This is a genomic window from Curvibacter cyanobacteriorum, from assembly GCF_028649475.1.
Lineage (GTDB): Bacteria > Pseudomonadota > Gammaproteobacteria > Burkholderiales > Burkholderiaceae_C > Curvibacter > Curvibacter cyanobacteriorum.
Genome location: NZ_JAQSIP010000001.1, coordinates 284,590 through 310,617 on the forward strand (window position 1 = coordinate 284,590; position 26,028 = coordinate 310,617).

The 26,028-nt window shown below is 67.9% G+C and carries 22 protein-coding genes; 14 read left to right on the forward strand and 8 right to left on the reverse strand.

Annotation, left to right across the window (positions count from 1 at the left end):
• Positions 1 to 5: 5 nt before the first annotated feature.
• The gene (locus tag PSQ40_RS01220) at positions 6 to 641 is read right to left on the reverse strand and encodes a MotA/TolQ/ExbB proton channel family protein (protein WP_273948113.1); all 636 of its coding nucleotides are present in this window, start codon (positions 639 to 641) and stop codon (positions 6 to 8) included.
• Positions 642 to 1,363: 722 nt separating this feature from the next.
• Between PSQ40_RS01220 and PSQ40_RS01225 the strand changes: the two genes are divergently transcribed.
• A complete protein-coding gene (locus PSQ40_RS01225; protein ID WP_273948114.1) occupies positions 1,364 to 1,945 on the forward strand; it encodes a superoxide dismutase in 582 nt (193 codons plus the stop codon).
• 236 nt (positions 1,946 to 2,181) lie between these two features.
• On the opposite strand, the gene PSQ40_RS01230 is transcribed toward PSQ40_RS01225, so the two are convergent.
• Complete coding sequence (locus PSQ40_RS01230; RefSeq protein ID WP_273948115.1) at positions 2,182 to 2,661, reverse strand: DUF192 domain-containing protein; 480 nt, start codon at positions 2,659 to 2,661, stop codon at positions 2,182 to 2,184.
• Between the two features lie 303 nt (positions 2,662 to 2,964).
• On the opposite strand from PSQ40_RS01230, the gene icd reads away from it, so the two are divergent.
• Positions 2,965 to 4,230 (forward strand): NADP-dependent isocitrate dehydrogenase, encoded by a 1,266-nt coding sequence (icd, locus tag PSQ40_RS01235; protein WP_273948117.1) that lies wholly within the window; start codon positions 2,965 to 2,967, stop codon positions 4,228 to 4,230.
• A 151-nt stretch (positions 4,231 to 4,381) separates the two neighbouring features.
• On the opposite strand, the gene PSQ40_RS01240 is transcribed toward icd, so the two are convergent.
• The 3 genes from PSQ40_RS01240 to PSQ40_RS01250 form a co-directional block, all read right to left on the reverse strand.
• On the reverse strand, positions 4,382 to 5,392 hold the full coding sequence (locus tag PSQ40_RS01240) for a TRAP transporter substrate-binding protein (RefSeq protein ID WP_273948119.1): 1,011 nt from the start codon (positions 5,390 to 5,392) through the stop codon (positions 4,382 to 4,384).
• Between the two features lie 71 nt (positions 5,393 to 5,463).
• On the reverse strand, positions 5,464 to 6,144 hold the full coding sequence (locus tag PSQ40_RS01245) for a hypothetical protein (RefSeq protein ID WP_273948121.1): 681 nt from the start codon (positions 6,142 to 6,144) through the stop codon (positions 5,464 to 5,466).
• A 68-nt stretch (positions 6,145 to 6,212) separates the two neighbouring features.
• Positions 6,213 to 6,668: a type II 3-dehydroquinate dehydratase gene (locus tag PSQ40_RS01250; protein ID WP_273948122.1), complete on the reverse strand. Its 456-nt coding sequence runs from the start codon at positions 6,666 to 6,668 to the stop codon at positions 6,213 to 6,215.
• 162 nt (positions 6,669 to 6,830) lie between these two features.
• Here PSQ40_RS01250 and PSQ40_RS01255 point away from each other — a divergent pair, with 162 nt between their 5' ends.
• The gene (locus PSQ40_RS01255) at positions 6,831 to 7,622 is read left to right on the forward strand and encodes an IclR family transcriptional regulator (protein ID WP_273948124.1); all 792 of its coding nucleotides are present in this window, start codon (positions 6,831 to 6,833) and stop codon (positions 7,620 to 7,622) included.
• 157 nt (positions 7,623 to 7,779) lie between these two features.
• Here PSQ40_RS01255 and PSQ40_RS01260 read toward each other — a convergent pair whose 3' ends face one another.
• The gene (locus PSQ40_RS01260) at positions 7,780 to 8,013 is read right to left on the reverse strand and encodes a hypothetical protein (RefSeq protein ID WP_273948126.1); all 234 of its coding nucleotides are present in this window, start codon (positions 8,011 to 8,013) and stop codon (positions 7,780 to 7,782) included.
• Between the two features lie 360 nt (positions 8,014 to 8,373).
• On the opposite strand from PSQ40_RS01260, the gene PSQ40_RS01265 reads away from it, so the two are divergent.
• The 6 genes from PSQ40_RS01265 (at position 8,374) to PSQ40_RS01290 (ending at position 18,931) form a co-directional block, all read left to right on the forward strand.
• A complete protein-coding gene (locus PSQ40_RS01265; protein WP_273948128.1) occupies positions 8,374 to 10,347 on the forward strand; it encodes a PhoX family protein in 1,974 nt (657 codons plus the stop codon).
• Positions 10,348 to 10,637: 290 nt separating this feature from the next.
• Entirely contained in the window at positions 10,638 to 11,018 is a 381-nt protein-coding gene (locus tag PSQ40_RS01270) for a hypothetical protein (protein WP_273948130.1), read from the forward strand.
• Positions 11,019 to 11,228: 210 nt separating this feature from the next.
• On the forward strand, positions 11,229 to 13,316 hold the full coding sequence (locus tag PSQ40_RS01275; protein ID WP_273948131.1) for a TonB-dependent receptor: 2,088 nt from the start codon (positions 11,229 to 11,231) through the stop codon (positions 13,314 to 13,316).
• Positions 13,316 to 14,719, forward strand: coding sequence for a PepSY-associated TM helix domain-containing protein (locus PSQ40_RS01280; protein WP_273948133.1), 1,404 nt, complete (start codon positions 13,316 to 13,318; stop codon positions 14,717 to 14,719). The genes PSQ40_RS01275 and PSQ40_RS01280 overlap by 1 nt, the downstream gene beginning before the upstream one ends.
• A gap of 136 nt (positions 14,720 to 14,855) precedes the next feature.
• Entirely contained in the window at positions 14,856 to 16,163 is a 1,308-nt protein-coding gene (locus PSQ40_RS01285; RefSeq protein ID WP_273948134.1) for a voltage-gated chloride channel family protein, read from the forward strand.
• Positions 16,164 to 16,273: 110 nt separating this feature from the next.
• A complete protein-coding gene (locus PSQ40_RS01290; protein WP_273948136.1) occupies positions 16,274 to 18,931 on the forward strand; it encodes a sensor domain-containing protein in 2,658 nt (885 codons plus the stop codon).
• A gap of 42 nt (positions 18,932 to 18,973) precedes the next feature.
• On the opposite strand, the gene PSQ40_RS01295 is transcribed toward PSQ40_RS01290, so the two are convergent.
• Complete coding sequence (locus PSQ40_RS01295) at positions 18,974 to 19,963, reverse strand: NADPH:quinone oxidoreductase family protein (protein ID WP_273948138.1); 990 nt, start codon at positions 19,961 to 19,963, stop codon at positions 18,974 to 18,976.
• 138 nt (positions 19,964 to 20,101) lie between these two features.
• Between PSQ40_RS01295 and surE the strand changes: the two genes are divergently transcribed.
• From surE to rlmD, 5 genes are all read left to right on the forward strand, one after another.
• A complete protein-coding gene (gene surE / locus PSQ40_RS01300; protein ID WP_273948140.1) occupies positions 20,102 to 20,872 on the forward strand; it encodes a 5'/3'-nucleotidase SurE in 771 nt (256 codons plus the stop codon).
• Positions 20,869 to 21,702: a protein-L-isoaspartate(D-aspartate) O-methyltransferase gene (locus tag PSQ40_RS01305; protein ID WP_273948142.1), complete on the forward strand. Its 834-nt coding sequence runs from the start codon at positions 20,869 to 20,871 to the stop codon at positions 21,700 to 21,702. Before surE ends, PSQ40_RS01305 begins: the two co-directional genes overlap by 4 nt.
• A gap of 13 nt (positions 21,703 to 21,715) precedes the next feature.
• The gene (locus PSQ40_RS01310) at positions 21,716 to 22,591 is read left to right on the forward strand and encodes a peptidoglycan DD-metalloendopeptidase family protein (RefSeq protein ID WP_273948144.1); all 876 of its coding nucleotides are present in this window, start codon (positions 21,716 to 21,718) and stop codon (positions 22,589 to 22,591) included.
• A gap of 21 nt (positions 22,592 to 22,612) precedes the next feature.
• Complete coding sequence (gene rpoS, locus PSQ40_RS01315) at positions 22,613 to 23,650, forward strand: RNA polymerase sigma factor RpoS (RefSeq protein ID WP_273948146.1); 1,038 nt, start codon at positions 22,613 to 22,615, stop codon at positions 23,648 to 23,650.
• Positions 23,651 to 23,911: 261 nt separating this feature from the next.
• Positions 23,912 to 25,447, forward strand: a complete 1,536-nt coding sequence (gene rlmD / locus PSQ40_RS01320; protein ID WP_273948148.1) for a 23S rRNA (uracil(1939)-C(5))-methyltransferase RlmD — start codon at positions 23,912 to 23,914, stop codon at positions 25,445 to 25,447.
• A gap of 180 nt (positions 25,448 to 25,627) precedes the next feature.
• Here rlmD and PSQ40_RS01325 read toward each other — a convergent pair whose 3' ends face one another.
• Positions 25,628 to 25,984, reverse strand: a complete 357-nt coding sequence (locus PSQ40_RS01325) for a hypothetical protein (protein ID WP_273948150.1) — start codon at positions 25,982 to 25,984, stop codon at positions 25,628 to 25,630.
• Between the last annotated feature and the right edge of the window lie 44 nt (positions 25,985 to 26,028).

The window sequence follows — 26,028 nt, forward strand, 5'->3', positions numbered from 1 at the left end:
CCGCTTCACTTCCGCAGGCTGCTGAGGTGGCGTGCAAAGCGTTCGGCCGCCAGCTCCAGGGTCAACAGGTAGGCGTCGACGCGGCTGCGGAAGTAGCGCCAGAAAATCAGCGACGGGATGGCCACGATCAGCCCGAACGCGGTGTTGTACAGCGCCACCGAGATGCCGTGGGCGAGCAGGGCAGGGTTGCTGGCCCCCGTGCCCACACCGGGGCTGCCGCCCTGGGAACCAAAGATCTCGATCATGCCGATCACCGTGCCCAGCAGGCCCAGCAGCGGCGCCGCCGAGGCGATGGTGCCGAGGGCGCTGAGGTACTTCTCCAGCCGTGCGGCCACGCTGCGCCCCGTGCCTTCGAGGGCGGCCCGCAGATCGGCCTCGCTGCAATGCGGGTTCTGGTGCAGCGCCTTGAAGCCACTGGCCAGCACTTCGCCGAGCGCCGAGTTCTGCTCCAGCTGCAGCACCACGTCGGCGGTCGGGATGCCTTGCGACGACACCGTCAGGGCTTCGTCCAGCAGGTTGGGCGGCGCCACGCGGGAGACTTTCAGGCTCACGAAGCGCTCGAGGATGAGCGCCACGGCCAGCACGGAGCAGGCGAGGAGGGGCCAGATGGGCCAGCCTGCAGCTTGAATGATCGACAACAAAACGTCTCTCCCACGGGGTAAGGATTCGCCCCGGATTATGGCGGAGCTTTGCCCGTCCGCCGCGACAGGCGGTGCCAGGTGCTGTGCCCCTCAAGTCACCCACAGAATCTGTGGATAACTTTGTGAAGAACTCCACTGTGCCCCCCCGGGAAGCGGCGCCAAATGGGCGTTTCAACAGATTGACTAAAAAATGACCAATGAAATAGTCAATGAAATCATGGACTTACAACGCAGGCCTTGGCTTTGAGGGCGATTTTGGCCCCGGGGGCGTGCGCCAGCCGCTGCGCCTGGCCTGTGGAGTAGTCTTGGTCGCCAACCCGGCGCCAAGCCTTGAAACACAAGGCTTTGAGCGCCCAAAGCCCCATTTGGCGCCGCTTGTCACGGCACTTGGCCGTGCTGAGGGCTTGCGGTCTGGCACGCTGGGGGAGAACCCAGGCGGGGTGCGCGGCCCGGCCGCAGATCGACCCGCAGGCCCGGTTCGATGCGGGCCTGCGGCACGGCGGGCGGGGGGCTGGGTTGTGGGGTCCCAAGCCCGCGGGTGGGCTTTGGACGGTGGGCTGGTGGCGATCGCCGGCATGCCCGGGCGGCCTGGGCGCGGGGGCTGTCGACGCTCAACCCGACCCGGTGCGAGGTTGATGCGCCGCTGTCGCATCGCTGGGCGATTTAGTTCCTACAATGCGCCAGCAAAGTTGTTTTTTCACGATAAACCACACGAGGAAACCATGGAACATACCCTGCCCGCATTGCCCTATGCCATCGACGCTCTGGCACCCCACTACTCTAAGGAAACCCTGGAGTTCCACCACGGCAAGCACCACAACGCCTATGTGGTGAACCTGAACAACCTGCAAAAGGGCACCGAGTTCGAAAACAAGACCCTGGAAGAGATCGTCAAGACCTCCAGCGGCGGCATCTACAACAACGCAGCCCAAATCTGGAACCACACCTTCTTCTGGAGCTGCATGAAGCCCGCCGGTGGTGGTGAACCTTCGGGCGCCCTGGCCGCTGCCATCAACGCCAAGTGGGGCAGCTACGCCGCTTTCAAGGAAGCCTTCGTGAAGTCCGCCGTGGGCAACTTCGGTTCGGGCTGGACCTGGCTGGTGAAGAAGGCCGACGGTTCGGTGGACATCGTCAACACCGGCGCCGCTGGCACCCCCCTGACCACCGCCGACAAGGCCCTGTTGACCGTGGACGTGTGGGAACACGCCTACTACATCGACTACCGCAACCTGCGTCCGAAGTTCGTGGAAACCTTCCTGGACAAGCTGGTCAACTGGGAATTCGCCGAAGCCAACTTCGCCTGATGCGACGACGCTGACGCGTCGCCTGCCCCAGAAAACGGCCTTCGGGCCGTTTTTTCATGCCCGCTTGGCGCTCGGCGCTCGGCGCGGGGGCTCGGCGCTAGGGGCTGGGCACCGGGGGCTGGCCTGTCGGCCGCGGGCCGCGGTGCTGTGGCCGGGCCAGGTCCCGGCCTGGGCGCCGGGCCGGCGATGGGGTGGGTGCCGCCGCAGGGGGCAGGGCGTGCGCGGGCCGCCTCGACTCAGCGGCCGTCGAAAGGCGCGCCGCGCAGCTTCTGGCCGGCCTTGATGCCCTTTTTGGCGAACCAGCCCTGGTTCATTTCCAGCACGTAGCGCACTGGCTGGCTGCTGCAGTGCGAGTCGGTGGTCTGCGGCTTCATGTCTGCCAAGTTGACAATGGTGCCATCGTCGGCCACGAACGCCGCGGTCAGCGGCAGCAGGGTGTTCTTCATCCAGAAGCACTGCACCGCAGGCACTTCAAAAACGAACAGCATGCCTTCGTGCTGCGGCATGTCTTTGCGGTTCATGAGGCCGATCTGGCGCTCGAGCGCGCTGCTCGCCACCTGCACATCGATCTGGTACATGCCCGCACCGAGCTTGAGGCGTGGCAGGTTGAGTTGGGGCCCTTCCTGCGCCCAGGCGCTGGCGCCGCCCAGCGGCAGCAGGGCGGTCAGGGTGGCAGCAAGGAAGGCGTGGCGCAGGGCGCGGCGAATCGGCAGCATGGGCAGGGTTCCTGGTCGGACAAGCAAAGGGCAGCAACAGGGCCTCGAGGCGGCAGCGCGGCGGGGCCCCGACGCCGCATTTTGGCCCAATTCGAAGGGGGCAGCCGGGCCGTGCGCTGCCGCCACCGGTGGCCTGCGTCCTTCGGGCGACGGTGTGGGCGGGCGGGCCTGCGGCGCGTCCCGTGGGCGACCCCGGCGGGCCACTCGGGCCCCGGAGCGGGAAAGGTTTTACCGCTAGAATCTTTGAGGTTTTTTCACACCTGCTGAGCCCCTCGCATCAGCTTCCATCGGAGTCGCAAGTTCATGTCCAGCTACCAGCACATCCAGGTTCCCGCGCAAGGCCAGAAGATCACGGTCAATGCGGACAAAACCCTGAACGTGCCCGACCAGCCCATCATCCCCTTCATCGAAGGCGATGGCACCGGCCGCGACATCACGCCCGTGATGATCAAGGTGGTGGATGCCGCCGTGGCCAAGGCCTATGGCGGTCAGCGCAAGATCCACTGGATGGAGGTCTACGCGGGTGAGAAATCCACCCAGCTCTACGGCCCCGACGTTTGGCTGCCCGACGAAACCCTGCACGCGGTGCGCGATTACGTGGTGTCGATCAAGGGCCCGCTGACCACGCCGGTGGGCGGGGGCATCCGGTCGCTCAACGTGACGCTGCGCCAGGAGTTGGACCTGTACGTCTGCCTGCGCCCCATCCAGTACTTCAAGGGCGTGCCGTCGCCGCTCAAGGAGCCCGAAAAGACCAACATGGTGATCTTCCGCGAGAACTCGGAAGACATTTACGCCGGCATCGAGTTCGAGGCCGAAAGCGACAAGGCCAAGCGCCTCATCAAGTTCCTGCACGATGAGTTCGGCATCAACAAGATCCGCTTCCCCAACACCTCGGGCATTGGCCTGAAACCGGTGTCGCGCGAAGGCACCGAGCGCCTGATGCGCAAGGCGATCCAGTACGCCATCGACAACCACAAGCCCAGCGTGACCATCGTGCACAAGGGCAACATCATGAAGTTCACCGAAGGCGCCTTCCGCGACTGGGCCTATGACCTGGCGGTCAAGGAGTTCGGTGGCGAGCTGATCGACGGCGGCCCGTGGGTGCGTGTCAAGAACCCCAAGAACGGCAAGGACATCGTCATCAAGGACAGCATCGCCGATGCCTTCCTGCAGCAGATCCTGATGCGCCCGGCCGAATACAGCGTGGTGGCCACGCTGAACCTCAACGGCGACTATATTTCGGACGCCCTGGCGGCCCAGGTGGGCGGCATGGGCATCGCCCCCGGCGCCAACCTGTCCGAGACCCTGGCGATGTTTGAAGCCACCCATGGCACCTCGCCGCGCTACGCAGGCAAGGACTACGTCAACCCGGGCTCCGAGATCCTGTCGGCCGAGATGATGCTGCGCCACCTGGGCTGGACCGAGGCCGCTGATTTGATCATCCGCGCGCTCGAAGGCGCGGTGCAGAGCAAGCGCGTGACGTATGACTTTGCCCGCCTCATGGAAGGCGCGATCCAGGTCAGCTGCTCGGGCTTTGGCGACGTCATGATCGCCCAGATGGACGCCTGAGCACGGCCTGAGCGGCCGCGGCCGCCGGCCCAGCCTCGCCTAGCCCGACCCCGCCGACACCCCGCTTGCACCGCAAGGCGGGGTGTTTTTTTGGTGGGCAGCGTGCGGCCGCTTGAGCGGCGGGGGCGGCACGCCGCCCCCTGCGCCGGGTTCAGAGCTTGGAGACGCGCTCCAGTTCGCTCTTGAACAGCTTCACCACAGCCGGGTCGTACGAGGCGGCGAACTTGTCGTGCACGGGCCGCACCTCGTTGCGCATGCGCTGCTGTTCGGGCTCGGAGAGGGTGTTGAACACCATGCCCTTGGCCTTGAGTTCGTTGACCGCCTTGGCCGACACCTCGCGGCTGACCCCGCGCTGGTAGTTCTGCGCCTCGGTGGCCGCCTCCTGCAGCAGCTTTTGCTCGGCCGGATTCAGCTTGTCCCAGAACTTCTTGCTGACCTGGATCGGGTTGGTCGCGTAGACGTGGTTGGTCTCGCTGACGTATTTGTTCACCTCGTAGAGCTTGCTCGAGAGGATCACCGCGTAGGGGTTCTCCTGGCCGTCCACGGTCTTGCTCTCCAGGGCGCCGTAGAGCTCGGCAAAAGGCAAGGGCAGGGGGTTGGCCTTGAAGGTCTTGAAGGTCTCCACAAACACGGGGTTGGGGATCACCCGCAGTTTCAGGCCGTCGAGGTCTTCGCCCCGCGTGATGGGGCGCTTGCTGTTGGTCACGTTGCGAAAGCCCAGGTCAAAGAAGCCCAGCACCACGATGCCTTTGTCGTTCAGCCGGCTCTTGAGCAGGGCGCCCAGCGGCCCGTCCACCATCGCGTCGGCCTGCCGCGGGTGGCTGAACAGGAACGGAAAATCCAGCAGGCCGAACTCTTTGACGATGCCCGCCAGCGAGGTGGTGGAGGCCACCAGCATCTCCTGCACGCCGCCCATCAAGGCGGACTGTTGCTGCAGTTCGTTGCCCAATTGGCTGCTGGCGAACTCAGTCACCTTGATCTTGCCGCCACTGCGGCTGCTGACCAATTCGGCAAACTTCTTCACGCCCAGGCTGGTGGGGTGGTCGGTGTTGTTGAGGTGGCCCAGTTTGAGGGTGCGGTCTTGAAAATCCTGCGCCAGGGCGGCGGTGCTGGCTAGCACGAGGCTGCACGCGGCGGCCAGTTGGATGAGGGTCTTTTTCATGGGCTTGTCTCCTGAAGTCATGGTGGAATGGAAAAGCGGGGTGTCCGGATGGGGCCAAACGGGGGCTCGGTTCAGCGCAGGTCGGCCGCGCTGGCGGTGTAGGCCAGCGTGAAGGCCTGCCGCAGGGGGGCGGGCCCGAAGCCCAGGGCCGCCAGCGCCGGGTCGGCCAGCTCGGTCTCGGCCCAGCGCTGCAACGCCGCCGGGTCGTAGCCACTGACCATGATCACCCAGTCGGCGGCGCCGTCGGCCAGGCCCCGGATCTTTTGTTCGGTGGTGGCGGCCAGGGCGGGGGCCTCGTGGCGCAACACGTGCAGGCCCACGGTGCCCGGCTGCCGGGCGGCCCGTTCTGCCAGGGCGCTGAGTTGCCCTGTCAGCACCTCGGCCTGGGCCGTGGCGGCTGAGCAACGCAGGGTCACCGCGTGCGCGCCCGTCATGGCCCCCCGGCTCACCAGCACCCGGCACTGGCTCCTGACCATGTGCCGGTGCAGGGGCATCATGCGGGTGGACCAAGGCGTGGGGGCTTTCAGGCGTGCCACATACGGGGCCGAGGCCAGCACCGCAGGGTCGGCCAGTTCGTACAGCACGAAGAAGCAGTCACCGCCGACCTCGGTCCAGCGCGAGGCGCGCAGGAAGCCCGGGATCGCGAGGCGCTCGGGCCAGTGTTCGTGGGCATGCCAGTCGGTCAGTTCGTCGCGCACACTGTGTGCGACCTCCCACCACATGGCGAGGGCGGCGTGACCTAGCAGGGCCATGGCAGGTCCTCCTGGGGGGCCGTGGGGCTGTGGAACCAGGGCGCTGGCATCGGTGGGCCTCGGTTGGATCAGAACGAGGCGGGCACGAGGCCCAGTTTTTCGGCCACCGCGCGCACCGCCAGCAAGTAGCCCTGAGGACCCAGCCCACAAATCACACCTTGGGCCGCTTGCGACACCAATGAATGTGTGTACGGCGCGGGCCGCTGGTGGATGTTGGTCAGGTGCACCTCAATCAGGGGTTGGCGCAGCAGTTTCAGTGCGTCCAGCACCGGGACGCAACCAAACGAGAAGCCCGCCGGGTTGATGATCACGGCCGCCTCTTGCTGCGCGGCTTCTTGAATCCAATCCACCATCACGCCCTCGTGGTTGGTCTGGCGGAAGTCCAGCGCCAGGCCCAGCGAGTCGGCCAGGCGGCGCGAGGCGGCTTCAATTTGAGGCAGGGTGGTGGTGCCGTACAGGCTCGGCTCACGCGTGCCCAGCATGTTGAGGTTGGACCCGTTGAGGATGAAGAGAGGGTGCGTCATGGTGACCTTTGGGGGGGAATGGCGCCGATTGTGGGGAGCCCGCCCATCCCCCATTCCAAACTGGAAACGCTTTTCATATAATGGAAAATCAAAAGCGCCCCGGCGTTCAAACCGCAGCCCCTCGGGCCGCCGCCGCCACCCCTGACCTGCAGGAATTGCCCCATGACCCTGGCCCTGGACCGCGGACTCGCCTTGCTGGAACACCTGTGTGGCCAGCCCGAGGGCATGGCCTTGACGGCGCTGGCCGACGAGCTGGACCTGCCGCACAGTGCCTGCCACCGGCTGTTGAGCGAGCTGTGCCGCCGCGGCTATGTGCGCCAGGTGCGCCAACAGGGGGCCTATGTGCTGACGGCCAAGATCGCCTCGATGGGGCTGGAGCTGCTCAGCAGCAAGGGCATCGTGGACATTGCCGAACCCATCCTTGAGCGGCTGGCCAAGGCGTCGGGCGAACTGGTGCGGCTGTCGATCGTCGATGACGACCGCTTGGTCTGGGTGGCCAAGTCGCAGGGCACCCGCATGGGCCTGCGTTACGACCCCGACATGGGCATGGATGCGCGCTTGTCCTGCACGGCCTCGGGCCATGCCTGGCTGCTCACGCTCAGTGACGAACGTGCGCTGGCCCTGGTCAGTCAGCAAGGTTTTGGCAGCCCCAAAGCCTATGGCCCCAACGCCCCCACCACGGTGCAGGCCTTGCTGGCGATGCTGCAGGTGGCGCGGGTACGCGGTTACGCGGTGATCGACGAGGTGTTTGCCCCCGGCATGACCGCCCTGGCCGCCCCCGTGGTGCGGGGCCAGGAAACCGTGGGCGTGGTCAGCATCGCCGGCCCCAAGCAGCGCCTGACCCTGGACCGCCTGCACCAACTGGCCCCCGCGGTGCTGGCCGCCACCGCCGAGCTGGGGCCGTTGAGCCGCTTCTCCACGCTGTCGGGCAAGCCTCAGCTGGGACGGTCTTGAGGCGCTGGTCTGGGCCGGAGGCTTGAAAGCAGGGGCTGGGGCAGCCAGGCGGCCACGGTCGCCGGCCGAACCTGCGATGTTGTGCCCAGACCGGTGCCCAGACCGGTGCCCAGGCCTGTGCCCAGGCCTGTGCCCATGCCGGTGCCCATGCCGGTGCTCAGGGCCAGGTCAGGTCGAGGCCCAGGGTCTTGGCCAGGTCCCAGGTCAGGGCGGCCAGGGCCAGCAGCGAGATCAGAAAGACCACCACCACCTGCACACTGGCGCGCAGCACCACCCGGCGCTCGTTCTCACGCTTCTTGCCTTGGTCGTAATGCCACTTGATGGCAAAAAACATCCCGATCCCAAGCACGAGCAGCTTGAAGGTCACAAATACGACGGGGGTCCATTCCATGGTGGGGCTTGCTTCTGGCGAGGTGTTGACGGCCTCTATTGTCGACAGGCTGCTACCGGCGAACCGGATCAGGCGGGTTGATTTTCATGCAGACCACCGGTGCCCCCGGTGGCTGCGCGGGGCCCTCGCCGGTGGGGGGGCGCCAGCAGGTCGGCCCAGGGCGTGCCCTCGGCCCGCCTCGGGGCTCGGCGCGCTGTGTTGCGAGAGGGACCACCTTGCGCGTCCCAGCCCGGGCGAGTTTGGATTTCACGCCCATGTCCCGCCCCTTTGTCACTGAACTTTCATCAACAGACCCAACAATCTCTTTACGTTGTTTTAACAAATTGCCACGCTCTGGCAGTCATCAGGAAGTCCTAGAACATGTCCCACACCTCTTCGCGTCGTCACCTGCTCAAGATGTTTGCCAGTGCGCCCATGCTGCCCCTGGCTGGGGCCAGCATGGCCTCCATGCTGACCGCCTGCGGTGGCGGCAGCGGCGGCACGTCGTCGATTGTTTCCATGCTCAGCGCCAGCTTCACCGGCATGGCGGCCCCCAGCCTGGCCAACCCGGCCGACATGGCCACCACCAAGGTGGGCTCGACCCTCAAGGTCAGCCTGACCAATGGTGAAGAGCGCGTCTACACCCTGGCCTACCAACCCTTCTTCCTGACCGGTACCCAAGTGCCGGACGGCAAGGGCGGCACAGTGCTGGCCGGTGCGTATTTCGACATCAACAACAAGGCCATCATCGACACCACGGTGGCGGGCAAAGAGCGCCAGTTCTTCTCCGATTCGCCGGATGGCATGTCGCTGCTCAAGCTCAGCGCCGCGTCGACCGTCTCGGGTGCCAAGGGCAATGTGGTCTACGCCGTGGTGCAGTTTGAATACACCACCTGGGCGCAAGACGGCGTGACCGACATGTACGGCAAGCTGCCGTCGCCGATCGCCGTGCTGACCCTCGACCAGGACCCGGCCACCGGCAAGCTGACCCTGCTGAAGTACAGCAATGTGGACACCTCCAGCGTCAATGGCCTGTGGATCACCTGCGCCAGCAGCCTCTCGCCCTGGGACACCCACCTGTCGAGCGAAGAGTACGAGCCGGACGCCTTCACGATCGCCAGCAACACCATGTTCCAGGCCTACAGCAAGAACCTGTATGGTGACGCCACCAAGGCCAACCCCTACCACTACGGCCACATGCCCGAAGTGACGGTCAACCCCGACGGCACCGGCAGCATCAAGAAGCATTACTGCATGGGCCGCATCTCGCACGAGCTGATCCAGGTGATGCCGGACAACCGCACGGCGCTGATGGGCGATGACGCCACCAACAGCGGCTTGTTCATGTTCGTGGCCGACCGCGAAAAAGACCTGTCCTCGGGCACGCTGTATGTGGCCAAGTACGGCACGGGCTGGTCGCTGGACCCCGCTGGCGCCGGCGCTGCCGTGAGCTGGATCAAGCTGGGCTCGGCCACCAGCGCCGAGATCCTGGCCTTGGCCAACACCGTCAAGCCCACCGACATCTTTGACCGCGCCACCACCGATCCCAAGGACGCCACGTACACCCAGATCCGCATCGGCGGCAAGGTCGAGTGGGTGCGCCTGAAGGCCGGCATGGACAAGGCCGCGGCTTTCCTGGAAACCCACCGCTACGCGGCCCTGAAGGGCGGTTCGATGGCTTTCACCAAGATGGAAGGCACGACCGTCAACATCAAGGACAAGGTCGCCTACTCGGCCCTGCAAAACATGCAGAGCTCGATGGTGCGCAACAACGCCGCCTGGGACGGCGCCTTCAACATCACCATCGAAAAGGCCTTGAACGCGGGTGGCATCCTGGCCCACACCCTGACGGGCAGCCAAAAGGACACCGCCGGTGGCGCCATCAACAGCGAATGGGTGCCGTCGGTGACCAAGACCCTGCTGGTCGGTGAGGACCTGGCCACGGCGGACGCCCTGGGCAACCTGGCCAACCCCGACAAGATCGGTGCCCCGGACAACATCAAGTTCTCCGAGAAGCTGCGCACCCTGTTCATCGGTGAAGACAGCTCCTACCACGTCAACAACTTCCTGTGGGCCTATAACGTCGACACCAAGGTGCTGAGCCGCCTCGCCTCGATGCCCTCGGGCGCTGAGTCGACCGGCCTGGGCGTGGTCGATGACCTCAACGGCTGGACCTACATCACGGCCAACTTCCAGCACCCGGGTGACTGGATCACCAACGCCAGCGGCACCGGTCTGCACGACAAGGTCAAGACCACGCTGGACCCGCTGGTGCGCGCCAACTACAACAACCGCTTCAGCGCCGCGGTCGGCTACCTGACCGCCGCTCCTTCGCAGATCAAGCTGAAGGGTTGAGTGAGGCGGGGCCGCGGGGCGGCCCCAGCCCTTGATCGGCACGGCACGGCCCAGGCGCGCGAGCGCTGAGGCGGCTGTTTCAGAGCCCGGACCTGGCAGCAGGGCCGGGCTTTTTTTCGACTGCAGGCGGCCCTTGGCTTCGCCGGGCACCCAGGCTGGCAGGGGGCACTGCGCAGCCGCTTGGCTGTGTGGGCCGGCCCGGTTGGCCGGCGTGCGTTGACCGGACTGGGTCAGCGCAGGGTATGGGGCGGGATCCGACGAACGCGCGTGTTGAGTGGATAATCTTCGGTATGCACCGTCTGCGCAGCGCCCGCTTTTTGACCCGGCTTCTTCTGCTGTGGTTCGTTGGCGCCTTCGGGGTGGCGGTGTCCTCACCTTGGGTGGCGCCGCAGACCCTGCAGTTGGTCTGTGCGGCCAATGGTGCCTTGAAGCTCCTGCCCCTCGATGACCCGGGGGCGGTGGACGGCGCCGAGCCCACCGCGCTGGCGGGGGCTGCGCACAGCCTGGATTGCCCGCTGTGCATCAGCCCGGGACTGCCCCCGGTGCCCGCGCCCTGGCTGCCGCGGTTGGCGTCGCCCCTGGCGTACCGGCTGCAGAGCATCCCGGCGGCCCGGATGGCCCTGCTCACCGCGGCCCCGCTGCCGCCCCGCGGCCCCCCCACCTTGGCCTGAGCGACCACGGCCCTGGCGGTGTGCTGCCCGCAGGGCTGGGGCGCGTGTTGCTTCCTCCTCTTGTTCCTGGCTGCGCTGTGCTGTCGGCTGAGGCTCGCCCCCTGGCGGTGCCCGCCCTTGCTCGCTGCGCAGTCCCACACAACGCCCCTCGGCCTGGGCTGCGGGGCAGGGTGCGCCGCCCTGGCGGCGACCCGCACTGTTTTCTGAACCATGATTCAACGCGTTTCTTTTTCTTGTTCGGTTTCTGTTCACCGCAGCCCACGGGGGCAACTGCGCCCTCTGGTCGGGGCGCTGCTGCTGGCCCTGCCGGGCCTGTCGGCCTGGGCCCAATCGGTGGCCGCCGGAGATTCCACGCTCACCCTGGGCACGGTCGAGGTTTCGGATCGGGCCCAAGGCCCCTTGCCGTCGCGCAATGTGCTGAGTTCGGTTGACGTCCTGGGCGGCCCCGAGGTGCAAGACCAGTCGGTCGACTTCAGCTGGGAGCTGATGCAGCGCGCGCCCGGCGTGCTGGTGACACCGTTTCGCCAGGGCACGGACGCGGGGCGTTTTTCGTTCCGCGGCTTCAATGGTGAGGGCCGCATCAACGCGGTCAAGCTGCTGATCGACGGCATTCCGTCGAACGACAACGCGGGCGGCATGCCCTTTCTGGACGCGGTGTTTCCGCTCGACATCGAGCGCATCGAGATCGTGCGGGGCACCAACGATCCGCGCTATGGCCTGCACAACATCGCCGGCAATGCCCAGGTGTTCACGCGCCAGGGCGGCAACGAGACCCAGCTCAACACCACGGTGGGCAGCTTTGGCACGCGCGAAGTGCAGCTGGCCAAGGGGATTGAGTCGGGGGGCTGGACGCAGAACTACCTGGTCGCCTCGCGCGAATCCGACGGTTACCGCGACCACGCCCAGGCGCGCAAGCTGGCCGTGGCCGGCAAATGGTTCTACACCACCGAGGACGGTGCGCAGCGCCTGGGCATGAGCCTGCGCCACTACGAGAACGACGCCCTGGAGGCGGGCTACCTCAGCGCGTCGGCGGCCGCCAGCGCGCCGCGCTCGTCGCCCAGCTACGCCGCGGCAGACCGCAGCACGCGCCACACCAACCAGCTTGGTCTGTACTTTGATTCCGAGCTGGGGCGTCAGTTGTCCTCGAGCACACGGGCCTACCGCAACGAGTACAGCAACCAACGTTGGGTGCGCTTCACCCAGGCGGGCGTGCAGCAGGAGCGTGACTCGGAAGAGGCTCAGACCGGGATCATCAGCACCCTGACCTGGCGCCCCAGCGTGACCTGGGCCCGCGAGTTCGTGCTGGAAGGCGGGGTGGACTACCAGCGCCAGACCAATGTCAGCCAGCGTTACCGCACCGTGGAGCGGGTGCGCACCTCGCAGTTCCGCGACTGGGATTTCAGCCTCAACAGCACAGGCGCTTACGTGCAGGCCGTGGTGCGGCCCACCGACACCCTGAAGATCGTGCCCGCCCTGCGCGTGGACCAGTTCAGTGGTCAGTTCCGCGATCGCCTGGCGGGCACCACGCTACCGATCAACGCGTACGGCACCATCCCGCAGCCCAAGCTCAGTGTGGTGTATGCGCCCTGGCAGCAGGCCAGCGTGTACGCCAACCTGGGGCGCAGCTTCCAGATAGGCACGGGCATCGACAGCTACCGAGCCACCACCCAAAGCCGTGACCTGCAGGCTTCGCTCAACGACGGCTGGGAGCTGGGCTTGAAGTTCAGCCCCGCGCCCGGCATGGAAGGGCGGGTGGCTTATTGGGAACAGAAGGCCTCTGGTGAGGTGGCTCGCACCCTGGGGGTGGACGGTTTGCCCGATCCGGGCGGGCTGGGCAACATCGGCCGCACCCAGCGACGCGGCTACGACCTGCAGGCCCAATGGCGGCCGGACAGCCGTGGCTCGGTTTGGGCCAATTACGCGCACCAGGAAGCCCGCATCACCGCGCCCGACCCCAGTGCCCCGACGACCCTGGGCAAGGAGGTCGAGAACGTCCCGCACTACCTGGCCTCGGTGGGGGCTGACTACCAGCTGAGTCCAGACTGGAAGTTGTCCGCCTGGGGCACGGCGCAAGGCAGCTACTACGTGGAGCGCACCAACACCCTGGGCAAGTACGGGGGCAACGTGCTGCTCAACCTCAGCGCGCGCTGGCAGATCCAGCGTGGCCTGAACCTGCAGCTGCAGGTGCGCAACCTGGCCAACCGCCGCTACGACTACGTCTGGTACGACAGCGGCTCCTGGGGCTTTGCGCCGGGCGATGGTCGGGCCTTCTACGCCACCTTGGCCTGGACCTACTGATGGCGGCGGCCGCACCTTCAGCGCCCGGGGGCGCCGACAGCCCCGCGCCGACCCGGCAAGGCGATCTCTACCGGGTCGTGTGGCGCTGGCATTTCTATGCGGGCCTGTTGGCGCTGCCCTGGGTGCTCTGGCTGGCGCTGACGGGTGGCCTGTACCTGTTCCATCAGGCGCTCGACGACCGTTTTCACGCCGACCTGATGCGGGTGCCTGGCACCACGGCCCCGCACGACGGCGCGGCGTCGGCGGGACCGGCAGACTGGGTGCGGGCCGCCCAGCAGGCCCACCCCGGCACGTTGCTGGGCGTGACCGGGCCCACCGCGCCAGGCCAGTCGGCCCGGGTGGAGCTGAAGACCGCAGACGGCGCCAAACGGTGGGTCTACCTGGACCCCCGCGACGCCCGTGTGCTGGGGGCTCTGCCCGAGCGCAGCACCCTGGGCTGGACCTTGCGGCGCCTGCACAGCCTCAAGTTGGTCGGCCCGTGGGCGCGTGCGCTGATCGAGATCACCGCGGGCTGGACGGTGTTGCTGGTGTTGACGGGGCTGTACCTGTGGTGGCCGCGTGGCCGCCGACAGGGCGTGTGGTCGGTGCGCGGGCGGCCCGGACAGCGGGTGTTCTGGCGTGACCTGCATGCGCTCACCGGCCTGGGGGTGGGTGGGGTGCTGTTGTTGCTGGCGCTCACCGGCCTGCCGTGGTCGGTGTTCTTGGGAGCCCAGATCAACCAGTGGGCCAACAGCAGCCACTGGGGTTATCCCAGCGGCCTGCGCGTGAACCTGCCCCTGTCGACCGAACGCCTGGCCGATGTGACCGAGGCCAGTTGGAGCACCTCGCTGGCGCAGTTGCCTCAGTCGGCGCCTGCGCCCGGGGTGGAGCGCCTGCTGCCGCCGCTGACACTGGACCAGCTCTGGCCCCGGGTGGAAGTCCTGGGCCTGGCGCCGGGCTGGCACCTCAGCGCCCCGCGCGGCCCCAGCGGGGTCTGGACCGCGTCGGTCTACCCCGCCGACCTGGCGCAGCAGCGCGTGGTCCACCTGGATGCCTACGACGGCCGGGTCCTGATCGACATGCGTTGGTCGGACTACGGCGCCGCGGCGCGGGCGCTGGAGTGGGGCATCAACGTGCACCTGGGGCAAGAGTTCGGCGCGGTGAACCGCTGGGGTCTGGCCGCGGTGTGCGCCCTGACCGTGTTGCTGTGTCTGGCGGCCCTGCCCATGTGGTGGTGGCGCCGGCCACGCGGCCAATTGGGCGTGCCGCCCCGGCCCCGGACCCCGGGCGCCACGCTGGGCCTGGCGGGGCTGATGCTGCTGGGCGGCGTGCTGATGCCGTTGACGGGCTTGTCGGTGCTGCTGATGATGGGGCTGGATGGGCTGTGGCTGCGCCGCGAACGCGCCCAAGCCTCGGGGGCCTGACGCGCTGACGGTGGCGCCGTCGCGTGGCGGCGGCGGGCCTGGGTGACTGCACGGTCCGGGGCAGGGCGCACGGCCCGGGTCATCCGTGTGAGAATTCCGACGCCAAACCGCCCCCGTTGCCTGCCCTGGAGCCCAGATGCCCCCTCAGCCTCCCGCACCGCTGTCCCAGCTCCCCGTCCTGATCAAGGGCCTGCTCCTGGCCTGTCTGGCCGGGGCCTTGGCGGGTTCGGCCTCGGCCTTGTTCCTCTGGGGCCTGGACCAAGTCACGGGCCTGCGGGAGTCGCACCGGTGGCTGGTCTTCAGCCTGCCGGTGCTGGGCTTTGTCACGGCCTGGGTGTACCTGCGCTGGGGGCAGTCGGTCGAGCCCGGCATCAACCTGCTGATCGACGAGGTGCAGCAGGAGGCTCAGCGCCCGGTGCCCCTGCGCATGGCGCCGCTGGTGCTGCTCAGCACCTGGGCCTCGCACCTTGGGGGCGCGTCGGTGGGGCGCGAGGGCACCGCCGTTCAGATGGGCGGTGCGCTGGCCGACCAACTGAGCCAACGCCTGCGTCTGGACCCGCGCGAGCGCCGCCTCTTGTTGCTGGCAGGCATCAGCGCGGGCTTTGCCTCGGTGTTTGGCACCCCGCTGGCGGGCGCGGTGTTCGCGCTCGAGTTGCTGGTGCTGGGGCGTTTGCGCCACGACGCCTTGCTGGTCTGCACCGTGGCAGCCCTGGTGGGCGACCAGGTGTGCACGGCCTGGGGCGCGCACCACACGCATTACACACTGGGCCCCGTGGCGCCCCTGGGCGTGGGGTCGGTGCTGGCGGTGGTGCTGGCCGCGGTGCTGTTTGGCCTGGTGGCGCGCGGCTTTGCCCAGGGCACCCAGTGGCTGGGAGCCCGCTTCAAGCAATGGGTGCCTGATGCGCCGTGGCGCACCGCGCTGGGGGGCGCCGTGCTGGCGGTCTTGTTCTGGTGGGGTGGGGCCTGGCGCTACGCGGGCTTGGGCATCCCGGTGCTGGTCGAGGCCTTTCAGCAGCCGCTGTCCCCCTGGGACTTTGTCGGCAAGATGGGCTTCACCGTGTTTTCTCTGGCCGCCGGCTTCAAGGGGGGCGAGGTGACGCCGCTGTTCTACATCGGTGCCACCTTGGGCAACGCCTTGGCACCGTGGCTGCACATGCCCATGGGCATGATGGCGGCCCTGGGCTTTGTCGCCGTGTTCGCCGGCGCTGCCAACACCCCGCTGGCCTGCACGCTGATGGCGATGGAGGTGTTTGGGGTGGAAATCGGCATGTATGCCTTGCTGGCGTGCTCGATCAGCTTTCGGGTCTCGGGCTGGAGTGGCATCTACCGGTCGCAGCGGGTCGATCCCACGCCCTTGGGACAAGACCCATCGGGCTGGACGCTGGGGCAGCTCAGCGCCCGCCCGCCCAGCCCGCCCGCGCCCCCCGACCGGGACGCCCGCTGAGGCCAGGCCGGCGAGGCGGCCCACCGTGGTGAAATCCGCCACAGGCGGCGCACTGAATCGCCGGCTTCCCGTTTTCAGAGGCCCCGGCGTACATTACAGTACGTAACACCATGCGGCACCCTCCCAAGTCATCCAGGTCCTACTCCGACGACCCTTTCCTGGGCGAGCAGGCGGACTTTGCCGAGGCCACGCTGCCGCAATCGCTGTCGCCCTTGCCCGACGGCGAAGGGGCCGAAACCCAACCTGATTTCCTGGCGTTCGAGCTGCCCGATCCACCGCCCGCGGCCGTGGCGGCCGACGCGATGTCCGATGTGGCCAGCGTTGGCGTGCTGCACCAGGCGCTGCTGGCCCAGTGGCCACAACCGGTGATGGCGCTGCTGATTGACCGCTCGCCGCGCCTGCTGTTCTGGAACCGGGCCGCCGAGCAGGCCCTGGGCTACCAGTCGGCCGACCTGCTGAGCAGCCCGGTGGGCCTGACCCTGCTGTGCCCCGACCCAGACTATTTGAGCCGCAAGCTGGAGGAGCTGGCACCGCTGGGCACCCAGTGCCGTGATTTCGAGTGGACCTTCACCTGCCGCAATGGTCAGAAGCGCCGCTTTTCGTGGACCAGCATCCCCTTGCCGCCCGCCAGTTCGGGCGAGCGCATCTTCTGGCTCACCGGGGCGGACGTCAGCCGCCGCCTGGCCACCGAACAGGTCTTGCGCGGCCGCGACCGCCTGCTGCGCTCGGTGTTCCGTCACCTGCCCGACATGGTCTACCTCAAGGACGGCCAGGGCCGCTGGCTGCTGACCAACCCGGCGTCGCTGGCCGTGCTGGGCCTGACCGAAAAGGACGCCATCGGCAAGACCAACCTCGACCTGTCCAACCTCGGGCTGCCGATGGCCGAGTCGCTGCGCCTCAGTGCCCTGAACGAAGAGGCCACCTGGCAGTCGGGTCGGGTCTCGCATGTGCAGGAGGTGGCGGTGGACCTGCACGGGGCCCAGCGCTCCTTCGACGTGGTGCGGGTGCCCACCTTCGGGGCCAATGACGAGCGCCTGCACATGCTGGTGATCCGCCGCGACGTTACCGACCAACGCACGGCCGCCACCAAGCTGGAGCTGGCCGGCCGCGTGCTGGACCAAAGCTCGGACGGCATCCTGATCAGCGACGCCCAGCATGAGGTCATGATGGCCAATGTGGCCTTCTGTGAGATCACGGGCTACCGCAGCGATGAGCTGGTGGGGCACCAGGTCACGCTGCTGGCCGATGGTCAGCACGACGCCCAGTTCCAGGCCCACATCTGGAGCGAGGTGCACGAGCAGGGGCGCTGGACCGGCGAGGTCTGGAACCGGCGCAAGAACGGCGAGGTGTTCCCGCAGCGCCTGACCCTGTCGGCGCTGCGCCACCGGGCCAGCGGCGAGATCACCCATTACGTGGCGGCGATTTCCGACCTCAGCTCCAGCAAGGCGGCCGAGGAAAAAATCGCCTACCTGTCGACCCAGGACATCGTCACCGGCCTGCCCAACCGCACGCAGGTGGCCCTGCATGCGCAGGCCGCACTGGAGCGCGCACGCGCCAACACCGACGGCCTGGCCCTGCTGGTGGTGGACATCGACAACTTCAAGACCCTCAACGACTCGCTGGGCCACGCGGCCGGCGACTTCCTGCTGCGTGAGGTGGGGCAGCGCCTGTCCCAGTTCGCGGGCGGGCAGGCCGTGGTGGGCCGCCTCAGTGGCGATGAGTTCGTGCTGCTGCAGTCCGGCATCAAAGGCACGGCCGACGCCGCGCACCTGGCGCAGGCCACCATGGACGCGGTGGCCCAGCCGGTCACCTTTGGGGGCTTGCCGGTCAATGTGTCGATTTCCATCGGGGTCGCCATGTACCCCTCGGACGGCGACAGTTTTGACACCTTGTTTGGTCGCGCCGACGCCGCCATGTACGCGGCCAAGCGCGAAGGGCGCGCGGCCTACCAGTTCGCCACCGCCAGCATGAACGAGGCCGCACTCGAGCGCCTGCAGCTCGAGGCCTCGCTGCGCCTGGCCATCGAGCGCGAGGCCTTGCGCCTGGAATACCAGCCCCTGATCGAGCTGGCCACCGGCCGCATGGTTGGTGTGGAGGCCTTGTGCCGCTGGGACGACCCGGAGCGCGGCGCGATCCCGCCCGGGGTGTTCATCCCGCTGGCCGAGGACTCGGGCCTGATCGAATCGCTGGGGCGCTGGGTGCTGCTCACGGCCACCCAGCAACTGCAGCGCTGGCACGAGGCCGGGCATGGGGACCTGATGCTGGCGGTCAACCTGTCGGCACGCCAGTTCCAGCGCGGAGTGGTGCTGGAGCAGGTCGAGGAGGCCTTGATGGTCTCGGGCGTCAACCCGGCCCGCCTGGAGCTGGAGCTGACCGAGAGCGTGCTGCTGCACGACGGTGAGGCGGTGATGAACACCCTGCGCCAGCTCAAGGCCTTGGGCGTGGCGCTGTCCATTGACGACTTTGGCACCGGGTACTCGAGCTTCGCCTACCTGCGCCGTTTCAAGTTCGACAAGATCAAGATCGATCAGTCCTTTGTCCGCGACGTGATCGACGACCCCGAAGACGCGGCCATCGTGCGCGGCATCATCTCGCTGGCGCTGAGCCTGGGCCTGCATGTGCTGGCCGAAGGGGTGGAGACCGAGTCAATTGCGCAGCGCCTGCGCCACCTCAAGTGCACCTATGCGCAGGGCTACCACTTCGCGCGCCCGCTGCGGCCCGAGGTGCTGGCCGAGCGCTTCCTGAACCCGCCCCCAGCCTCCGCCTGAACCGCGGCGGCCGTCCCCGTCCAGGGCCGACCGCCCGGCACGTCAGGGGTTGGTCATCACCAGTTTGCCCATCACCCCGCGCGAGCCCATGTGGGCGTAGGCGGCCTTTAACTCGGCCATCGGCATGGTGCGGTCGATCACCGGCTTGATCTTGCCCTGGCCGTACCACTGGGCCAGTTCGGCCATCATGGCGGCATTGGCCTTGGGCTCGCGGCGTGCAAAGTCGCCCCAGAACACGCCCACCAGCGATGCGCCCTTGAGCAGCGGCAGGTTCAGTGGCAGGTTGGGGATGGGGCCCGAGGCGAAGCCCACCACCAGGTAGCGCCCGCGCCAGGCGATGGAGCGGAAGGCCGGCTCGGCAAAGTCGCCCCCCACCGGGTCGTAGATCACGTCGGGGCCCTTGCCGTCGGTCAGGGCCTTGATGCGTTCACGGAAGGCGTTGGGCACTGCGTCCTGGCTGTAGTTGAGGGTCTCGTCGGCACCGATCTGGCGGCACAGCGCGCATTTTTCGTCGGTCGAGGCGGCTGCGATCACGCGCGCGCCGGCGGCCTTGGCAATCTGGATCGCGGCCGTGCCCACGCCACCGGCGGCGCCCAGCACCAGCACGGTTTCGCCGGCCTTGAGTTGGGCGCGGTCGATCAGTGCGTGCCAGGAGGTGGCGTAGATCATGATGAAGGCGGCGGCGTCCACATGCGAGAAGCCCGCCGGCAGCGGCATGCACAGCGCGGCCTTGGCGAGGGTGTGGGTGCCAAAGCCCCCGGTGCCCGACAGGCAGGCCACGCTGTCCCCCACCTTCAGGTGGGTCACCCCGTCGCCCGCGGCCGCCACCACGCCCGCGTACTCCGAGCCCGGCACAAAGGGCAGGGGCGGCTTCATCTGGTACTTGTTCTGCACGATCAGCAGGTCGGGAAAGTTCAGGCTGGCGGCCTTGATCTCGATCAGCACCTCACCGGCCTGCGGCGTCGGGGTGGGCAGTTCCTTCCAGTTGAGGGCGTCAACGCCCACCGGGTTCTCACACAGCCATGCATGCATTCTTTTGTCTCCAGAAAATCAGTGGGCAAATCATAGGCGGCGCCTCGGCGGCACTTGTGTCGCTGTAGCGACGGTGGGGTTTGGCGGGCCCCGGATCGGGGGGGCTCACCCTACAATCCGCTGTCCATCCGATCGAACATGAAAATCCTCATCTCCAACGACGACGGCTTCCAGGCGCCCGGCATCGTGGCCTTGTACGAAGCCCTGAAAACCCTGGCCGATGTCGAGGTGGTGGCGCCCGAGCACAACAACAGCGCCAAATCCAACGCCCTGACCTTGCATTCGCCGCTGTACGTGCACCGCGCGGCCAATGGGTTCCGCTATGTGAACGGCACGCCTGCCGATTGTGTGCACATCGCCCTGACCGGCCTGCTGGGCTACCGCCCGGACCTGGTGGTGTCGGGCATCAACAATGGCGCCAACATGGGCGACGACACCATTTATTCAGGCACGGTGGGGGCGGCCATGGAGGGCTACTTGTTCGGCATTCCGTCCATCGCCTTTTCGCAGGTCGACAAGGGCTGGGGCGAGCTGGCCTCCGCCGCCCGCAAGGCGCGTGAGATCGTGCAGCAGGTGCAGTCGCAGTCGATGCTGGGCGGCGCGCCCTGGCTGCTCAATGTGAACCTGCCCAACCTGCCGTTCGACCAACTCAAGCCCGCACGGGTGTGCCGACTGGGGCGCCGCCACGCCGCCGAACCGGTGATCACGCAGCAAAGCCCGCGCGGCGAGACCATGTACTGGATCGGCAGCGCTGGCCCGGCCATGGATGACGCCGAGGGCACCGATTTTCATGCCACGGCCCAGGGCCATGTGGCCATCACGCCGCTCAAGGTCGACCTGACCGACCACGCGCACCTGGGCTATTGGAGCCAGACCGCGGCCAAGCTCAGCGCCGGGGCCGGCTCATGAACCAACGCCGTCCCGGTTTCCCGGCCCGACTCGACCAGGCGGTGGCCCCGCCAGGCTCGCGCAGTGCGGCGTCCGGCCCGGCCACGGCGACGGCCCAGCGCCCGGCGCCCGTCAAACCCCAGCGGCCCGGCGCGGGTGACCGGCCCCCGGGCCTGGCCATACCCACCGGCCTGGGCATGGACTCGGCGGCGGTGCGCCAGCGCATGGTGCAAAAGCTCGCGGCCCAAGGGGTGCAATCGGCCGCGGTGCTGACGGCCATGGGCACGGTGGAGCGGCACCGCTTTGTCGACAGTGCCCTGGTCAACCAAGCTTACGAGGACACCAGCCTGCCAATCGGTCTGGGGCAGACCATCTCCAAGCCCAATGTGGTGGCCCGCATGCTTGAGTTGCTGACCCAGGCCCCCGGGGCCCAGGGCGGGGCCGGGTTGGGGCGGGTGCTGGAGATCGGCACCGGCTGCGGCTACCAGGCCGCGGTGCTCAGTCACCTGGCACGCGAGGTCTACAGCATCGAGCGCCTGCGCGGCCTGCATGAGAAAGCCCGAGACAACCTGCGCCCTATGCGCCTGGCCAACGTGCACCTGCTGCTCGGCGATGGCATGCTGGGCTACGACAAAGGCGCTCCCTACGCAGGCATCGTGGCCGCCGCCGGTGGCGAGGCCGTGCCCGAGGCCTGGTGCCAGCAGCTGGCGGTGGGCGGGCGCCTGGTGGCCCCCACCGTGATGGCGGGTGGGCGGCAAGCTTTGGTCGTGATTGACAAAACCCATCACGGTTTGCAGCAGACGGTTTTGGAGGCAGTGCACTTTGTCCCTCTAAAATCGGGCATTGCTTGAAGGGAAGATATCTATGTGGGGTTGGCAAGGTCGGGGTGCTCTGGGGTCTGCGGTGGTGTTGGCGCTGCTGTTGGCTGGCTGCGCCTCCAAGACCACAAACCGGGCACCGGTCGAAGAACGGGGCGCTCAAACCTCGACGGGGGAGGCCGTGACCTCGTCCGCAGCGGCGCCGGTCGCGCCCGCCAAACCCCTGCCGGGCGCCGAGAACGCTGGAAAGCCTGGTTACTACACCGTCAAGCCCGGCGACACCCTGATCCGCATCGGCCTCGAAACCGGCCAAAACTGGCGCGATCTGGTGCGCTGGAACAACCTTGACAACCCCAACCTGATCGAAGTCGGCCAGGTGTTGCGCGTGGTCCCGCCTGGGGCCACGGTCACCGAGAGTGGGGCTGTCACGCGCCCGGTGGGGGCCGCCGTGGTGACCCCGGTGCCTGCGGGCAGCACGCGCGCCAACGGCACTGCCACCGCCACCGTCACGCCCGCTCCGGCCCCGGCACCGGCGGCCGCAGCGCCGTCGGATGACGACCCCGGCTTCATGTGGCCCACCTCGGGGGCCTTGTTGGCGGGCTTTGACGAGGCCAAGAACAAGGGCCTGGACCTGGCTGGCAAGGCCGGTGACCCGGTGCTGGCCGCGGCCGATGGCCGGGTGGTCTACGCGGGCGCGGGCCTGCGGGGCTACGGCAACCTGATCATCCTGAAGCACAACAACACCTTCCTCACCGCCTACGCCCACAACCAGCTGCTGCTGGTCAAGGAAGACCAGGCGGTGCGCAAGGGCCAGAAGATCGCGGAAATGGGCAACAGCGATGCCGACCGCGTGAAGCTGCACTTCGAGATCCGCCGCCAGGGCAAGCCGGTGGATCCAACCCGCTACCTGCCTGCCCGCTAGCCCTCAACCAAGGTCAGCCCCATGAAAAAGCGCAACGGTGATCGTTTCTCCGGTTCAACCGATGCGCTGCAGCCCGAGGGGCCGGCTGCCGAGCCGGCGTCTGCCGGCTTTTTCTTGGGCGCAGACGACCCCGTGGACCGCTCCGACGGCGCGGCCGACGGGGACGCGGATGGGGCGGTCGCCATCGAGCCGCTGGCGGCCGATGCCGAGGGGGGCGACGCGCTGACCCTCTACCTGCGCGAAGTGCGTCGCACCCGTTTGTTCTCGCCGCAAGAGGAGTTCGAGGTCGCCACCCGGGCCCGCGCGGGGGACTTCGAGGCGCGCCAGTCGATGATCGAGCACAACCTGCGCCTGGTGGTGAGCATCGCCAAAGCCTATTCGGCCCGCGGCGTGCCCATGTCCGACCTGATCGAGGAGGGCAACCTGGGCCTGATGCACGCGATCGACAAGTTCGAGCCCGAGCGGGGCTTTCGCTTCTCCACCTACGCCACCTGGTGGATTCGCCAGGCGGTGGAGCGTGCGGTGATGAACCAAAGCCGCGTGGTGCGCCTGCCGGTGCATGTGGTGCGTGAGTTGCAGCAGGTGCTGCGGGCCCGGCGCTCGCTCGAGAACGACCCCGGTTTTGCCGCCCAACGCCCCGACGGGGTGCGGGTCGAGGACGTGGCCGCCTTCCTGGGTCGCGAGGTGCAGGAGGTCGCTGAACTGCTGGCGCTGGCCGAGGCACCGCGTTCGCTCGACGCCTCGCTCGACCGGTCTGGCGAGGAGCACACCTTGGGGGCCACCCTGGTCGATGAACACAACCTCGACCCCAGCGGCATCACCCAGGACCACCAGGTCGAGACCCTGCTGGACCAATGGGTCGACAACCTTTCAGCGCGCGAAAAAGAGGTGCTGACGGGGCGCTTTGGCCTGCACGACCGCGAACCCGAAACCCTCGAAGTGCTCAGCGAGCGGCTGGGCCTGACCCGCGAGCGCGTGCGTCAGATCCAGAACGAGGCCCTGTTCAAGCTCAAGCGGCACCTGGTGCGCCAGGGCATCACGCGCGACGCCCTGCTGTGACCGGGGGGCGCTGGGGCCCGAGCGGCCCCTGGCGCCCCTGGACCGGGCCGACCGGCTGACAGGGGCTCGTGCGGCGGCCTCGGTGGGGGCTGAGGCGCCTGGGGCGCAGGCCGAGCCCGCGCCGGAGTGCTCGGATGTTTGCGCTGGAGTGCTCTGGAGTGCTCTGGTGCTTGTGTGCCCGATCATTCGATGGGGAGCCGATTCGGCTTGTTCTGAGCCGCTGGGCGGCGTGGCGCCCGCGGCTCCTGAGACAATCGGGGGATGACAACCGATTCTTTGCATTCCCACCCCACCGAGACCAATGCCACCGGTCTGAGCCAGTCTGCCGCCCCGTCGGCCTCCGACACCCCCGTTGACGCTGCCGAGTTGCCCCTGGACGGCGGCCTGCCGGCGGCCGATCTGCCACCGGGTTGGCTGGCCGTGAATGCGCTGGACCTGGAGGCCCAGGGCGTGGCCCGTCGGCCCGACGGCAAGGTGGTGTTCATCGACGGTGCGCTGCCGTTTGAGATCGTCAGCGCTCAGGTGAACCGCAAGAAGAACAACTGGGAGCAGGCTACGCTGACCGAGATCCACCGCGAGTCCTCGCAGCGGGTGCGCCCGGGCTGCGCCCACTTTGGGCTGCATGCCGGCGCCTGTGGGGGCTGCAAGATGCAGCACCTGCAGGTCAGTGCGCAGGTGGCGGTCAAGCAGCGCGTGCTCGAAGACAACCTCTGGCACCTGGGCAAGGTCAAGCCCGAGAACCTGCTACGCCCCATCGAGGGCCCGGCCTGGGGCTACCGCTACCGCGCGCGCCTGTCGGTGCGCCACGTGGTCAAGAAGGGCACCGTGCTGGTGGGTTTCCATGAGCGCAAGAGCCGCTATGTGGCCGACATGCAGGAATGCCCGGTGCTGCCCCCGCACGTCAACGCCATGCTCATGCCACTGCGCGAGTTGATCGCCGGCATGGCGGCACGCGACACCTGTCCGCAAATTGAACTGGCCTGCGGCGACAGCGTCACGGCCCTGGTGCTGCGCCACCTGGAGCCGCTGAGCCAAGGCGACCTGGACCGCCTGGAGGCCTTTGCCAACCAGCACGGCGTGCAATGGTGGCTGCAGTCCAAGGGGCCCGACACGGTGCGCCTGATGAAGCCGGGCGGCCCGGTGCTGTCGTATGCGTTGCCCGAGTTCGGCATCACCATGCCGTTCAAGCCCACCGACTTCACCCAGGTCAACCCGCACATCAACCGCGTGCTGGTGACGCGCGCGTTGCGCCTGCTGGACGTGCAACGCGACGAGCGCGTGATCGACTGGTTCTGTGGCCTGGGCAACTTCACCCTGCCGCTGGCCACCCAGGCGCGCGAGGTGCTGGGCATCGAGGGCAGCGAAACCCTGGTGGCCCGCTCGCGTGAGAACTACAGCGCCAACCAGGCCACGCGCTCGGCCGGCGAGGCCCTGTGCCCGACGGGCTTTGTGGCCCGCAACCTGTTTGAGATGACCCCCGAGATGCTGGTGGCCGACGGCTATGCCGACCGCTGGCTGGTGGACCCGCCGCGCGAGGGCGCCTTTGCGCTCGCCAAGGCCTTGAGCGACCTGCACCAGCAGCACCTGGCGCAGCCCGGCAGCCTGCCTACGGGCTGGAACGCCCCGAAGCGCATCGTCTACGTCAGCTGCAACCCCGCCACACTGGCGCGCGATGCGGGCCTGCTGGTGCACCAGGGGGGCTACCGCTGTGTCTCGGCCGGCGCGGTCAACATGTTCCCGCACACCGCCCACGTCGAGAGCATGGCGGTATTCGAGCGCACCGACGCCTGGCTCTGAGCCTGAGCCTGGGGTGGTCTGGGGTCGTGGGCCAGGGCGTGCCCAGGGGCGCCCCCAGGCCCCGCTGCCAGCCAGCCTGGGGTGGGGCCCTTCAGGCCGAGCGCCGCGGCCCGAGGCCCAGCGACGGGGGGACATGCCCGGTCGTGACGCCGGACGGCGGGCGGGCCTTTCGCCCGGCGCTCAGTGCTTGTCGGCCTTGCCCTTCTTGGGCTTGGCTTCCTCGACTTCTTCCTTGGGCTTGGCCGCTTCCGGTGGCGGGGCCACGGGCACGGGGATCACCGACGGGGCGCCTTCGATCTTGTTCTCACGCATGTAGGCGTCCATCTCCTTCCAGCCCTCAAACACCGACGCCTTGGGGGCCTTGGGGTTCAGGGTGTAGCAGTCCTCGATGCCGCGCTGGGCGTAGCGGCAGGCCCCGCCGGTGGCTTTGGCGTCGGCTTCACGTTGCAGCACTTTGGGGTCGGGGCCCAGACCCGGGATCTCACAGCCGGCCAGCAGCAGGAGGGGAACAAGGAGAAGCAAGCGAGAAAGCATCATTCGACCCGACGTTGGTACTGAATTCATTATCGACATTCGGGGCG